This is a genomic window from Streptomyces sp. NPDC001822, assembly GCF_042892135.1.
GTDB lineage: Bacteria > Actinomycetota > Actinomycetes > Streptomycetales > Streptomycetaceae > Streptomyces.
In genome coordinates this window covers 172,621-185,659 of record NZ_JBIATW010000008.1, presented here as the reverse complement: position 1 = coordinate 185,659, position 13,039 = coordinate 172,621, and the positions used below count along the sequence as shown (strand labels likewise).

General features: G+C 67.9%; 10 protein-coding genes and 1 pseudogene. 5 read left to right on the top strand and 6 right to left on the bottom strand.

What is annotated here, in order from left to right:
* Positions 1–472: 472 nt before the first annotated feature.
* Entirely contained in the window at positions 473–3,613 is a 3,141-nt protein-coding gene (locus ACFYY2_RS20320) for a DUF3427 domain-containing protein (RefSeq protein WP_388744748.1), read from the top strand.
* 27 nt (positions 3,614–3,640) lie between these two features.
* On the opposite strand, the gene ACFYY2_RS20315 is transcribed toward ACFYY2_RS20320, so the two are convergent.
* Together ACFYY2_RS20315 and ACFYY2_RS20310 are read right to left on the bottom strand one after the other, a co-directional pair.
* Positions 3,641–3,832 (bottom strand): DUF397 domain-containing protein, encoded by a 192-nt coding sequence (locus tag ACFYY2_RS20315; RefSeq protein WP_388744745.1) that lies wholly within the window; start codon positions 3,830–3,832, stop codon positions 3,641–3,643.
* Positions 3,832–4,692 carry a helix-turn-helix domain-containing protein gene (locus ACFYY2_RS20310; protein WP_388744742.1) on the bottom strand — a complete coding sequence of 287 codons (861 nt, stop codon included), beginning with the start codon at positions 4,690–4,692 and terminating at the stop codon, positions 3,832–3,834. Before ACFYY2_RS20310 ends, ACFYY2_RS20315 begins: the two co-directional genes overlap by 1 nt.
* 164 nt (positions 4,693–4,856) lie before the next feature.
* On the opposite strand from ACFYY2_RS20310, the gene ACFYY2_RS20305 reads away from it, so the two are divergent.
* Complete coding sequence (locus ACFYY2_RS20305; protein WP_388744738.1) at positions 4,857–5,366, top strand: ATP-binding protein; 510 nt, start codon at positions 4,857–4,859, stop codon at positions 5,364–5,366.
* 28 nt (positions 5,367–5,394) lie between these two features.
* Here ACFYY2_RS20305 and ACFYY2_RS20300 read toward each other — a convergent pair.
* Positions 5,395–5,790 (bottom strand): annotated as a pseudogene (locus ACFYY2_RS20300) (hypothetical protein); the annotation flags it as partial.
* 549 nt (positions 5,791–6,339) lie between these two features.
* Between ACFYY2_RS20300 and ACFYY2_RS20295 the strand changes: the two are divergent.
* Complete coding sequence (locus tag ACFYY2_RS20295; RefSeq protein WP_388744735.1) at positions 6,340–7,359, top strand: ribosome-inactivating family protein; 1,020 nt, start codon at positions 6,340–6,342, stop codon at positions 7,357–7,359.
* Between the two features lie 56 nt (positions 7,360–7,415).
* Here ACFYY2_RS20295 and ACFYY2_RS20290 read toward each other — a convergent pair whose 3' ends face one another.
* Positions 7,416–7,583: a hypothetical protein gene (locus ACFYY2_RS20290; RefSeq protein ID WP_388744732.1), complete on the bottom strand. Its 168-nt coding sequence runs from the start codon at positions 7,581–7,583 to the stop codon at positions 7,416–7,418.
* A gap of 197 nt (positions 7,584–7,780) precedes the next feature.
* Here ACFYY2_RS20290 and ACFYY2_RS20285 point away from each other — a divergent pair, with 197 nt between their 5' ends.
* Positions 7,781–9,988: a HelD family protein gene (locus ACFYY2_RS20285; RefSeq protein ID WP_388745080.1), complete on the top strand. Its 2,208-nt coding sequence runs from the start codon at positions 7,781–7,783 to the stop codon at positions 9,986–9,988.
* A gap of 442 nt (positions 9,989–10,430) precedes the next feature.
* The gene (locus ACFYY2_RS20280; RefSeq protein WP_388744729.1) at positions 10,431–11,588 is read left to right on the top strand and encodes a MarR family transcriptional regulator; all 1,158 of its coding nucleotides are present in this window, start codon (positions 10,431–10,433) and stop codon (positions 11,586–11,588) included.
* Positions 11,589–11,623: 35 nt separating this feature from the next.
* Here ACFYY2_RS20280 and ACFYY2_RS20275 read toward each other — a convergent pair whose 3' ends face one another.
* Together ACFYY2_RS20275 and ACFYY2_RS20270 are read right to left on the bottom strand one after the other, a co-directional pair.
* Entirely contained in the window at positions 11,624–12,010 is a 387-nt protein-coding gene (locus ACFYY2_RS20275; RefSeq protein ID WP_388744726.1) for a hypothetical protein, read from the bottom strand.
* A gap of 194 nt (positions 12,011–12,204) precedes the next feature.
* Positions 12,205–13,017 (bottom strand): hypothetical protein, encoded by an 813-nt coding sequence (locus tag ACFYY2_RS20270; protein WP_388744723.1) that lies wholly within the window; start codon positions 13,015–13,017, stop codon positions 12,205–12,207.
* Positions 13,018–13,039: the final 22 nt, after the last annotated feature.

Genomic DNA, 13,039 nt, shown 5'->3' with positions numbered 1-13,039 from the left:
TCGCGGAGCCCTGGGGACGGACCTCCGCACTCGACGACCCCTACCGAACCAGCATCGGCCCCCGCTCCGGCGCTCGCTACCTGAGGGCAGGAGGAGGGCGGGGTGGATGGCGGGGCTCCGGGCTTCGGGCGGGGTGCCAGCGGGCCTCTCCCGCCGGCAGGGCCGAAAGGCTGCGACGCCTGGCCCCGAGTCCGCTCCCCGGAACGGCGGGAAGCCGACAGCACCACTGGGCCTGCCGCGCCCACCCTCGTAGAAAGCCCTCGGAGAGGACCGCGGGCCCCCGATGACCGCCGCCGCGCCGACCGCGGCAATGCCCAGCCCGTGGGTGAAGGCATCGCCCCTGGCAGGCTCACGCCGTAACCACACTGGCGGAAACGGGGGCGAGTTGATCGGCCAATGCCATCCCGAGGTCGCCGTCAGTGCCACTTGATACAACTGCACTTGTACGTGACGAGATGAGGGGGACTCGGCCATGCCCAGCGACTTTCCAGAGGTAGCGACCCCGGTCGTCGGCCTCTACGAAACGCTCGTCACGCACCGCCTTCAGGAGCGGCTTCAGCAGTTCGACTCTGCAGGTCGGCGGGCCATCGACGGTTTGGTCGGACCGGAGTCCGCACCTCGCGTGCTGGCGCGGCACATCGGCGAAACCGTGCGCCGGATCCTCGACGGGCTGTCCCCTGCCGAGCAGGTGCTTGCGGCGAACCACATCCTGGAATCCCTCAATACGATCGAAGGCGCGGCCCAGTGGATCGATCTCGTCACTGACGGACCTCGTCAGTTGCTCTCCGTCGCGGAGCAGGAAGCCCCAGGCGTGTACGCCATCCGCCCCGCAACTCCGCTCTCCGATACGGCGCTCATCACCAACTCGCCCGATGATCCCAGCCTGGGTTTCGAGCTGCGCGCCGAGTTGGCGACGGCCGACCGTGTCGACCTGCTCTGCGCCTTCGTGAAGTGGCACGGCCTGCGCGTACTCGAAGAGTCCCTGGCTTCTGCGCACTCTCGCGGCGTCCCCATCCGCGTCCTGACCACCACGTACATCGGTGCCACCGAGAGGCGTGCGCTTGACCGTCTCGTTCGTGATTTCGGCGCAGAGGTGAAGGTCAACTACGAGCTGCGTTCCACCAGACTGCACGCCAAGGCGTGGCTCTTCCGCAGAGGTAGCGGCTTCGACACCGCATACGTCGGAAGCTCAAACCTCTCGAAGGCGGCCCTCCTCGACGGGCTCGAATGGAACGTGCGGCTGTCCTCCATCGCGACGCCGTCGGTGCTGCGCAAATTCGAGGCCACGTTCGACGCGTACTGGAGCGAGCAGGCATTCGAGCCGTACGACCCCGACGTGGACGCAGCGCGACTGGACGACGCGCTGTCGCGTGCCGGTAGTTCAGATCATCGCGAACGCAACACGATCACCCTCTCTGGACTTGAGGTCCGCCCCTACCCTCATCAGCGCGACATGCTCGAACGCCTCGAAGTCGAGCGCACTGTGCATGACCGCCACCGCAACCTTCTCGTGGCGGCGACGGGCACAGGAAAGACAGTGATGGCCGCCTTGGACTACAAGCGCCTTCGCCATACCCTCGACCAGAGCTCTCGGCTGCTCTTCGTGGCCCACCGCAAGGAAATCCTCGAACAGTCGCTGCGGGTATACCAGAACGTACTCACCGACGCAAACTTCGGCGAACTGTGCTTCGGGGGAGAAGTCCCCGAAGACTGGACTCACGTCTTCGCCAGTGTGCAATCACTGAACACCCGGACGCTGGAGCGCTTCGCGCCCGATCACTTCGACGTCATCGTGATCGATGAGTTCCATCACGGCACATCACCCACGTATCGCAAGCTCCTGGACCACTTCGCACCGCGGGAACTCCTCGGCCTCACCGCGACGCCGGAGCGAATGGACGGGCTGAACGTCCAGGACGAGTTCTTCGACGGCCGGATCGCCGCGGAGATGCGGCTGTGGGAGGCGCTGGAGAACGAACTCCTCAGCCCATTCCACTATTTCGGCATCACGGACAACACCGACATGCGCGCAGTCACCTGGAAGCGCGGAGCATACGACGCTGCGGGTCTGAGCAATCTCTTCACCGGCAACGACGCGCGGGCCCGACTGGTCGTGCAAGCGGTCCGGGACAAGGTGACCAACCCGGGCGCCATGCGCGCCCTCGGCTTCTGCGTCTCGGTGGCGCACGCCCACTTCATGGCCGACTTCTTCCGCCGGGCGGGGCTCAACGCCCGTGCACTTTCGGGAGATACACCGCCCCTTGAGCGGAAGGCGGCTCTGGACGATCTCCGGGCGGGCGCACTTCAAGTGATCTTCTCGGTCGATCTGTTCAACGAGGGACTCGATATCCCTGACGTGGACACCCTACTCCTCCTCCGTCCGACGTCCAGCGCCACCGTCTTCCTCCAGCAGCTCGGGCGCGGGCTGCGCCGCACCGACGACAAGGCGGTTCTCACCGTCTTGGACTTCATCGGACAGCATCGAAAGGAGTTCCGCTTCGAAAGCCAGTTCCGCGCTCTGACGAACCTCACTCGCAATCGCCTCCTGGCGAGCGTGGAGCAAGGTTTCCCGCAATTGCCGTCCGGCTGCCAGATCATCCTTGAGTCGAAGGCCAAGGACCTGATCATCGACAACATCCGCAATCAAATCGGCGTCAACGTCACTCAGCTGGCCCAGGAAGTGGCAGCATACGCCGAGCCCCGCCTGGGACCCTATCTCGCTGAGAGCGGCCGGGATATCAAGGAGTTGTACCGGGGGAACGGAAACTCGTGGACGGGCCTGCTGCGTCGAGCGAAGCTCCTCCACGGAGAGGCCCCACAGGGGGAAGCTGCACTCCTGAAGCGTGCCCCTGCATTCCTGCACGTCGACGATCCGATGCGGGTCGACGCTTACAGCCGACTGCTGGCCACCGACCCACCCGCATACGCAGACCTGTCCGAAAGGGATCGATCTTTCGCCCGGATGCTCTTCTTCTCCCTCTGGCCGTTGGGCGGTGGCTTCAGCAGCTACCAGGCAGGATTCGACGCACTGCGCACTCAGGCAACCTTCCGCGACGAGCTGCTGCAGGTGCTTGCCCATGGACTCAGCCAGACCGACCATGTGCCGCTCCCGCTCCTCGGCACGCATGCACGCCTGCCGTTGACGGTGCACGCTTCGTACAGCCGCGAGGAGATTCTTCCCGCCTTGGGCCAGTCCGCCTTGGGCGGCTCGCTGCCAGGGAACTTCCGCGAGGGCGTGAGGTGGTGCGAGGGGATTCAGACTGATGCCCTGTTCATCACGCTGGAGAAGGACGAGAAAGACTTTTCCCCGGAGACCCGCTACAAGGACTACGCACGCAACGACTTCCTGTTCCACTGGGAGTCACAGCACCAGACGTCAGAGTCGTCCCCCACAGGCATCCGCTACCGAACGCATAGAACTATGGGCACGCACGTCTTGCTCTTCGTGCGGCGCTTCAAGAAGACGGACATCGGCGGCCCGCAGCCTTGGATGCTCCTCGGCCCTGCCGAGTACGTCGAGCATGAGGGCAGCAAACCCATGGGCATCGTCTGGAAGCTTCGTCACCAGATCCCTGCCGACGTGCTGACGTTCTCCGCGATCGCCGCGGGGTAGCACGCACTCACCAACAGGTCGGGCCGTTCAGAGGTGCGCGTCTGCGGCCAGTGCCGTGAACGCAGACCACGCGCGAGGAGACACCGCCAGTGCGGACCTCTGCGCGTCCTTCGAGTCCCGGACCAGTACGACCTCGGGAAGCACTGCGATCTCTACGCAGTTGTCCCCTCCGCCCCCGCTGTAACTGCTCTTGAACCAGGCCGGCTCCACGCTGCTCATCACCCTCCTCGCATCCGTTCCAACAGGCGTGTCGTTGCCTGATGGCTCAGCGCCTGCGAGCGCATCTTGCCATAGCGGTGCAGCATGTGACTTGCAGCCTTCGGATCGCTGATGAGCACGCTGGTGCCGTGTCCTTCGACGTAGCCGGCCCATCGGTGATCGGCGGTTTCTGCCAGATACATCTCGCCTTCGAAGCCTGCGTGGTCCTCCTGGACCAGAGGCATCACCTGGAGTTCCACGTTGCGGTACCGCCCCACCACGAGCAAATGATCGACGAGAGCATTCGTCACCTCCGAACCACCCAGACGCCGCTCCAGAAGCGCTTGCTCAATGATGAAGCTGAACATGGTGTTCGGACGTTCGACAAGGAGCTGCTGGCGGGCCAGCCGGGCCGACACCTGCCGTTCACACTGCTCTTGGGTGAGCGGAGGCAGATGGCGCTCGAAGAGTGCCTTGATGTACGGCGCAGGCTGCAGGAGGCCGGGGATGACCCGGCACTCGTAGGCGTAGAGCGAGGTCGTGTCCTCCTCGATGGCCGCCCACTGCAGGAACCATGACGCCAGCCCCGCCTTCCGCGTCAGGCTCTTCGCCGCCGCCTCCAGCACCCGCGCAGCCGTGTCCCCCAGCACCTCCTCCGCACGGTCCAACAGGTCCCGGGGCGGGTACCGCTTGCCCTGCTCGATCTTGGCGATGTACGCCGTGGAGTACTGGACCAGCGGCGCGAACTGCTCCTGGGTCAGGCGGGCTTCGTCGCGCAGCGCCTTGAGCACCGCCCCGAACGTCCGGAGGCTGTCGGACAGCTCGGGCTCTCCGCAGCCTGCGCCGGCTCCACCCCTGGCACCGCCATTGTCCGTCACCATTCGCGCCCGTATCTCCTTGTGCCTCACTGAGCTCCGCCCGACCGCCCGACCCACCCATGGTTACGCACCGTGACCCACCCAGTCCAGCGCGTGAACCAGTACAAGGCGATCTGTATCGGTGCCGTGCCTGCCGCCGGATCCCGCATCTCCGCAGGCTGGATTCCATGCCAGCCCCTCACACCCGAGCGACCCTCACCCCAGGCGTGTTCGCCCAGACCTTCTCCGCCACCCGGCGCGGGGCACGCCTCGCGCGCCTGCTCGCCGCACTTCAACTCGTCGAGTGGGGGCATCCGCGCGGATCGGAGCACCATGACGCGGTCACCGTCGTCGTCGCCGAGCTCGCCGCCAACGCCGTGCTGCACGGTCTCGTCCCCGGCCGGGGCTTCGCTCTGCTCCTCGCTCACGACGGCGGCAGGGGCGTCATCCGTATCGAAGTGTCCGACACCCATCCCTCCCGACCGAGGATCCACCCCTCCCGGCCGGAGATCCGTGTCCTGCCGGCCCACGACGAGGAACACGGCCGCGGTCTGATCCTCGTCGACGCGCTCGCGGTCCGCTGGGGCGTCCGTGACCGCCTCGGTCCGGGCAAGACGGTCTGGGCGGAATGCGCACTCTCCAGGACAGCAGGAGCCCTCGGGACCGGGCTGCCCGTCCACGACGGGAGTCGGGGGTGAGACGGCCTGACCATGCTGCCCACGGGCCTCACCGCCTGCGTGACACCGCCAGCTCGATCAGGTACCGCTTGGTCACCCTGCCGCCGTACCGTCCGTCGATCAGGCTCGCGATGCATGCCAGCAGCCCATCCCTGGCGGATTCCGGAAGGGCCCGATGACCTGAGTAACTCCGCAGTGTCTCCAGGTACTTCACCGTGCTGTAGGTGATGTCCTGCGCGTAGCGGCGGAAGGCCGTCGGGCCGAACCGGCCGCTTCGCGCGACCTCCGCCGCGTGGTCCGCACCGTCGATTAGAGCTCCGTCGGGTATCCGGGTCTCGCCCTGTCGTACAGTTCCGCGTCCTCGTCGAACGTCCGGCGCAGGCGCAGCCGGCGGGTCTCCTCGGGGTTGTCGTCGCGTGCTGCGGGCGTACCACTCTCTGACATGTGAAGCAGGCTACGGCGGCGAGCCCTCCAACGATCAGGCTGATGGCAACCGCGACCGGAAAGACGACGAGCCGCTGGACCGTCAGGAACGGGCAATCCTTGCGGTATCGGCCTCGCTGACTCAGCACATCTCCGGACAGGTTGATGATGCGTCACTTACCCGCAATCACCTTCCCCTCCCCGCCCCACAGCTTGATGTACCGGCTTCCGGAGCCACAAAGGCCTAGAAAAAGATGGTGGGGTAGCCGTCCAGGCCTACTCACCGGGGTCGTCATATTTACTGGGTTCGCGGGAGCAGATGAGGCGACAGGAGATTCAGCGAGGGACCGGAATTGGATCTTAGCCCTTGTTCGCGCGCACCATGGCGGCCGCGAGGCGGCGGTGCACGGCCGCCTCGATGGGCCGGATACGGACAGTAAAGTGCGCCCGTGACGGAAACCACACTGGTGAATGGATTATAAGCATCATCCACTTGGTATGGTCGGTTTCCGGAGCAAACAACCTCGTCAAGAGCTTCGACACCACCGAGAAAACACCAAGGAATAGCACCATGCCCCCCAGTCCGACGCGGCTCCCCTCCTTGATTCAAGGCAAGCCGGCTCGTCTCATCGCGCTTCTCACGGCGCTCCTCATCGCTGCGGCCACCTTCCTGACGGGAGCCGGCACAGCACACGCCGACACCGGCAACTTCCGCATCGCGCATGTGTATGTGAACATGCGCGGGGAGTGGGACAACCCGGCTGCCATGGCAGGCTCCTGGGGCACGTTCCTGCAGAGCATCCGAAATTCCGCGGGCCACTGGTACGCACAGGACACCAGCCTCACGCAGAACGGGGACTCTTCTCCTCACGCCCTGCTGCGGGCAGACCTGAACGTGACCAATGCCCAGGGCCACCAGACCGAATTGCGACTTTGGTACACCCCGAACAACATGTACCTGCGCGGATTCACCACAACGAGCGTCGATGCGAGTTCCCCGAACAACGGGAACGTGACCTACTACTTCAACGACAGCGACTTCAATCTCGAAGGTGAGATGAACTACCTTCGTAACAGTAGCTCGGACCGTGGACTGCTTCCTCCGGCCAACTACCAGAGGCTCCAGTACAGCGGCGCCTACACCTCGATGGCACGGCCGCCGGCGCAGGGAGGTCCGGGAGTCACCCGCGACAACACGCAGATGAGCTACGCCTCGCTGTACAACTCCGTTTTCCAGCTGGCGTATCTCCAGCGGGGCTCGGAACAGAACGGCGGCAACAACTTCCAGGCTACTGCCGCGTCGCTCTTGCGCATCATCCAGGCCACGTCCGAAGCGGCCCGCTTCCGTGACGTACAGGGCATCATCATTCAGATGATGGCAAACCAGAGCTACCAGTTCACCATGCCCGCGGTGCAGCAGGAACTCGAAAACGACTGGCGCGGTCTTTCCGTCTATGCAACTTCGGGCTCGGATCAGCCCGGCCACTACGTGGGATCACACGTCCCGTACATCACTACGGTTGCTCGCGCTCTGGGGTACCTGGCGCTCGGCCTGTATCCGTGGCAGGGAAGCGGCGGCGGACCCGCGTAAGCGGTACGAAGGCGGGTGAATCCGCCCTTCGCCCGGCAGGCCGGCCTCCGGCGGATTCACAGGAGGCCGGCCTGCCGGGCGAGCACGGCGCCCCGGCGCTGGTCGCCCTTGGGCTGCATGCGGCAGATGGTGCGGTGCAAGCGCGGGGCCGTGCCGCTGGTCGGGGCGGCCCGCAAGGCCGGGTCGACCGGGCGGGATCTGCGGCGCTGATGCCATGGCGGCACCCGAGCCGCCCCGGGGCGAACAGCCGGCCGCGCACACCCCCGAACGCACGAAATCCCCGCTCCGCAATTGCCGGACGGGGATTTCCTCACGTACATTGGGTGTTTCTGTGCGCCCACAGAAAAGGCCCCACACCGGGGGCAACAAGAATCACCTTATCCGGCAGGGAGCGGTTTTGTCAACTCGCGAAAACGTCGAATTGCAGAAGGAGCAGGAATTCGTCGACCGGCTCTACGACCGGGTCGACGCGCTTCGCGGCGACACCGCGCAGGGCGTCGAGGATGCGCTGACCCCGGTCGGGAACGGCCTCCAGGCCCGCCTGGAGCGTGACGTGCTGGTCTCCGAGCGCTCGGGCCTTCTGGCCGCCCTCAACGCGGTGGACGGTTCGCTGTGCTTCGGACGCATCGATCTTCTCGACGGGGCCGCGCACCATATCGGCCGTATCGGAATTCGCGAGGACGACAGCGAGCACACACCCCTTCTGATCGACTGGCGCGCTCCCGTCGCCCGGCCTTTCTATCTCGCCACCGGGCATACGCCGATGGGGCTGCGCCGGCGTCGGCACATCACCAGCGAGGGCCGCACGGTGACCGAGCTGCACGACGAGATCCTGGACCTCGGGGACGACGAGCGCAGCGGTTTCGAGGACCCGACCGGTGACGCGGTGCTGCTCGCCGCGCTGAGTTCCGCGCGTACGGGCCGCATGGGCGACATCGTGCGGACCATCCAGGCCGAGCAGGACCGCATCATCCGCGCCCCGCACCGCGGCGTCCTCGTCGTCGAGGGCGGCCCCGGCACGGGCAAGACGGCGGTCGCCCTGCACCGTGCCGCCTTCCTGCTGTATGAGCACCGTGAGCTGCTGGCCAAGCGCGCGGTACTGGTCGTGGGCCCGAACCCGGCGTTCCTCCGCTACATCGGTGAGGTGCTGCCCGCGCTCGGTGAGACCGGTGTCATGCTCGCCACGCAGGCCGAGCTCTTCCCCGGCGTACACGCCCGGGGCACGGACACCCCGCGTGCGGCGGCCGTCAAGGGCGGGGCGGGGATGGCGGAGGCGCTCGCCCTGGCCGTACGCGACCGGCAGACGCTGCCCGAGCCCGGCGCCCCGATCGTCGTCCCGCACGACGACGGTGACCTCATCCTGGACTGGGAGATCGCCTACGAGGCCCGGCAGGTCGCCCGCGACACCCTGCTGCCGCACAACCTCGCCCGCCCCTACTTCGCGTTCCAGATCATCGACGCCCTCACCGCGCAGCTCACGGAGCGCATCGGCGCGGACCCGTACGGCGGGCCCAACTTCCTCGGTGCGGACGACATCGCCCAGCTCGGGAAGGCGGTCGCCGCGAGCGAGCAGGTGCACGCCGCCGTCGCCGAGCTGTGGCCGATGCTCACCCCCGAGGAGTTCCTCGCCGACTATCTCGCCGAGCCCGTGTACGTGCCGGACGGGGAGGCCGACGCCATCCGGCGCTCTCCCGGCGGCGCGTGGACGCCGGCCGACGTGCCGCTCCTCGACGAGGCGGCCGAACTGCTCGGGTCCGACGACAGCGCCGCGCGGGCGGCGGCGGAAGCCGAGCGCCAGGAGCGGGTCGCCTATGCGCAGGGTGTGCTGGAGCTCTCCCGGGGTTCGGAGACGTACGAGTTCGAGGACGAGGAGTCCGAGCGGCTGGCCGCCCACGACATCATCGACGCCGAGCGGATGGCCGAGCGGCAGGAGGAGGCCGATCACCGCAGCGCGGCCGAACGCGCCGCCGCCGACCGGACCTGGGCCTTCGGCCACATCATCGTCGACGAGGCGCAGGAGCTGTCACCGATGGCGTGGCGGCTGCTGATGCGACGGTCGCCCACCCGCTCGCTGACACTCGTGGGCGACCCCGCGCAGACGTCCGAGGAGGCCGGCGTCGGGTCCTGGGACAAGATCCTCGAACCGTACGTCGGCGACCGCTTCGATCATGTGCGGCTGAGGGTCAACTACCGTACGCCCGCCGAAATCATGGACCTGGCGGCCAAGGTCGTCCGGGCCGAGGACCCTTCGTTCGAACCGCCGGGGTCGGTGCGTTCCACGGGCGAGAAGCCGTGGACGCGCGAGTCCGGGGCCGATCTGGCGGCTGCGGTCGCGAGCGCGGTGGCCGAGCTGACGCCCGAGGAGGGGCGGCTCGCGGTGATCGCGCCGCGCGCACTGCACGAGGAGATCGCGGGCCCGCTCGACGGCGTCACGGCCGGTGCGGAACCCGACCTCACCCACACCGTGGTGCTGCTCGGTCCTCGGGAGGCGAAGGGCCTGGAGTTCGACCACGTCCTGGTCGTGGAGCCCGCGCGTTTCGGGGCCAGCGACCTGTACGTGGCACTGACCCGCGCGACCCAGCGCCTCGGCATCATCCACCGGGAGGAGCTGCCCGACTCGCTGCGCTGACGCGGCGGGCCGACGAGCGGTCCCGAGGCCCGGTCCCGTCTCCCTGGTCCCCGGTCCCGTCTCCCGGGTCCCGTCTCCCGGCTTCCGAAGCCCGCTTCCCGTATCCCGGGTCCCGAAGCTCGGGTCCCGGGCTCCGGGACTTCGCATCACACCTTCGGGGGACCCGAAAGGGCTCGTCCGCCCGAAGCTTGAGCTTCGGGACCCGGGCGCCGGGATACGAGATCCGGGATTCGAGCGCTGTCTTTTATCCGGGGGAAAAAGAAGGTTCAGGAAAACCCTCCCGACCCCCCTGACCCGTCACGGCCAGCAAGTATGACTAATCGTGAGCAACTTGCGGCGGAGCGTGGCTGCTGCCTACGGTGCGAGAACCAGACGACCCCGACACGGTGTTAGTCGCACCAGGCCGGGGTCTCACCGCAAGATCGATCACGAAGGCGATCCCGTGGTTACCCAGCACAGTAGCTCCGCCCTGCGCGCCCCCGCATCCTCGAAGCCCTACCCGATGGCCAAGCCCGGTTACGGCAAGCGCGCGGTGCCCGGACAACCTCCCTGCCCCACAGCCGACTTCGCGCTGCTGCCCGAACGCGAGCGCTACGTCGCCGGGTTCATCGACCGGCTTCCCGACGGCGCGGCGATGGACGTCAAGAGCCTCGCCAAGCAGCTGCCGCTGTACGGCCAGCAGGCCGTGGGCACCGCCCTCAGAACCGTGGCGTACGCGGGTCACCTGCGCCGCGTGCGATGCCTGGTGCGTGTGATGGGCCAATTCCGCTGGGTGTTCCGGACGTTCTGGTCGCGCACAGCCCGGGACAACGCGTGGTGGGCCGCTGCGGTCAAGGACCTTCCGGGCGTCATCAGAAGCATCATCATCGGCGTCCAGGACACCGAAGGCGGCTTCGTCGGCGGGCCGGTCGACGCACCCACGCCCGCCGAGGCCCCGTCGCCCGCCCCTGCCGCCGCCTCCGGGCCGGACACGCCGCAGGCACCCGCCTCGCCACCCTCGCCCGGCCTCGACGCATCCGGCCGCCGGGCATCCGGCATCCCGGCACCGGACCGGCTCTCTCCCGCTGCGCCGCCCGCCCCTGCCGCCCCGCCTCAGCAGCGGACCGCCGCACCCGGTGGGCATTCCGCCGCCTACCTCGCGCTGGCGAGACTCGGCCGCATCGACTCCCGGCTCACCCTGTCCGCCGCCGACTGCGCCGTCCTGGAAGGCCGGGCAGCCGGGTGGCTCGCGCGCGGGGTGGACACCGAATACCTGACGCAGGCACTCACCGCGGGGCTCCCGCCCCACGTGGATTCCCCCGTGGGGTTCGTACGCCGCCGCCTCACCGACAAGATCCCGCCCCACGTCTCCGACGCCCCCGCGCCGCGCCCGCCCGGCGGGCCCGCGCGCCGGGCGATGGAGGAATGCGTCAAGTGCGCGGCACCCGGCCGCCCCGAAGCCCTCCCCGGCGGCCTCTGCCGCACCTGCCGCACCTCCGCCCAGGGAACAGCGGGAGCAGCAGCAGAAGCCGCAGTGCCCGAGCCCCCGGCCGGGCTGCCGAGCGAACGGGACGTGCACGCCTTCGCCGCCGAGCTCCGCGTCCTGCTCAAGTCACCCTGACCGAGCGGGTTTCGCCCTGCCGCAGCGGCCGGACGTCACGGGGTGCTCGTCAGGTTCATCAGCGCGCTGACGAACGTCACGATGCCCAGGGCCCACAGCGTGAGCGTCCCGGCCAACGCGCCCCTGACCATGGGCAGAAGAGCCGGGCGGTCCCGCAGCGCGGCGATCGTCCAGCCGCAGAGGGCTCCCGCCGACGGCAGGCCGATGATCATCAGTGCGTACCGCTGAAGCGACTCCTTGGTCCGGTGGTTGACCTCCCAGTCGGTGCTCAGGTGCGCCCGCGCGTCCGCCGCACCTCTCCACAGGGAGAACAGCAGAGGCAGCAGCAGGACCGCGATGACGACGAGATCGACGACGACCTTGCGCCGGGTGCCCCGCTCCTGGTCCTGGTCCAGGTCCTGATCCGTACGAGTGTCCGCCACCGGGACAGGATGCAGGGCGTTGAAGCGAGCGGCCACCCGTTTACCCACTCCCACATGCGCCGCCGAGACCCGTCCGCGCCTGGCTCAAGTCGCCCTGCGCGAGGACGTGTTCGTCGAGATCTTGGCCAGGCTCGACGCGACCGCAGCCCTGGACCAGCGGATGCGGCGGCCGGTCCAGGGTTCAACCGGCCGCGTCAGTCGGCCTGATGCGTCCTGACGCCCCTGGCCTCGAAGTCGAAGATGTTCTGATTGACGCGGAGACCGTCGACCGCGCCGATCCACATGTGGTCACGGCCCTTGCCCACCGCAGCCGTGAGGATCGTCGCTCCGGGGCCGCCGTCGTTGAGCGCTGCCTGCAGCTGCTGGAGGGAGCACCTGGCAGCCTGGTTGCAGGCAGGGGCCTCGTTGCCCGTGAGGTACCAGTAGCCGGACGAGGTGGCGTCGATGAAGTCGCTCCAGCGGTTCGTCACGGGCGAGGCATCCGGCACCCACACCATCGTGGAGTAGTTGTCGGCCGGAAGCGCGGCCAGGTTCGGATCGATCTCGAACCTGATGTTCGGCATGTTCTCCGCGCCGCCGTAGGTCACGTTCTCCCCGGTCTGGAAGACGTGGAACCCGACCTGGCGCAGGCCCCGCACGGGGTCCCCGAAGAAGTCGACCTCGTTGCCGAAGTCGACCTTCTCGCTGGGAGGGTTGAGCGAGGTGGAGTTGTCCGCCACCGCGATGCCGAGACTGCCCCGCCCGTAGGGCGGTGCGGCCGAAGGATCTGCGACGTCGAACGAGCCGAACGGGCCGTTCCGCAGCTCGGCGACGGGAGAGCCGATGGTGTTACGGGCAATCACGCCCCAGTGGTCCGAGTGGCGCGCCTGGTTCCCGTCGTTTCCCTCGCGGCCGTCGTCCCCGTCCGCGACGGCGGGCCCCGATATGGCAGTCGCCGAGGAGACGATCACGGCCAGGACTGCGACCGCGAGGGCGCGGCCTCGGATCACACCGAAGTGAGTGCTCACACTCATTCCCTTTCCGGTAGGC

Coding starts and splice junctions, on each gene's coding strand:
- ACFYY2_RS20320 (WP_388744748.1), top strand. CDS start 473: ATGCCCAGCGACTTTCCAGAGGTAGCGACCCCGGTCGTCGGCCTCTAC.
- ACFYY2_RS20315 (WP_388744745.1), bottom strand. CDS start 3,832: ATGAGCAGCGTGGAGCCGGCCTGGTTCAAGAGCAGTTACAGCGGGGGC.
- ACFYY2_RS20310 (WP_388744742.1), bottom strand. CDS start 4,692: ATGGTGACGGACAATGGCGGTGCCAGGGGTGGAGCCGGCGCAGGCTGC.
- ACFYY2_RS20305 (WP_388744738.1), top strand. CDS start 4,857: ATGCCAGCCCCTCACACCCGAGCGACCCTCACCCCAGGCGTGTTCGCC.
- ACFYY2_RS20295 (WP_388744735.1), top strand. CDS start 6,340: ATGCCCCCCAGTCCGACGCGGCTCCCCTCCTTGATTCAAGGCAAGCCG.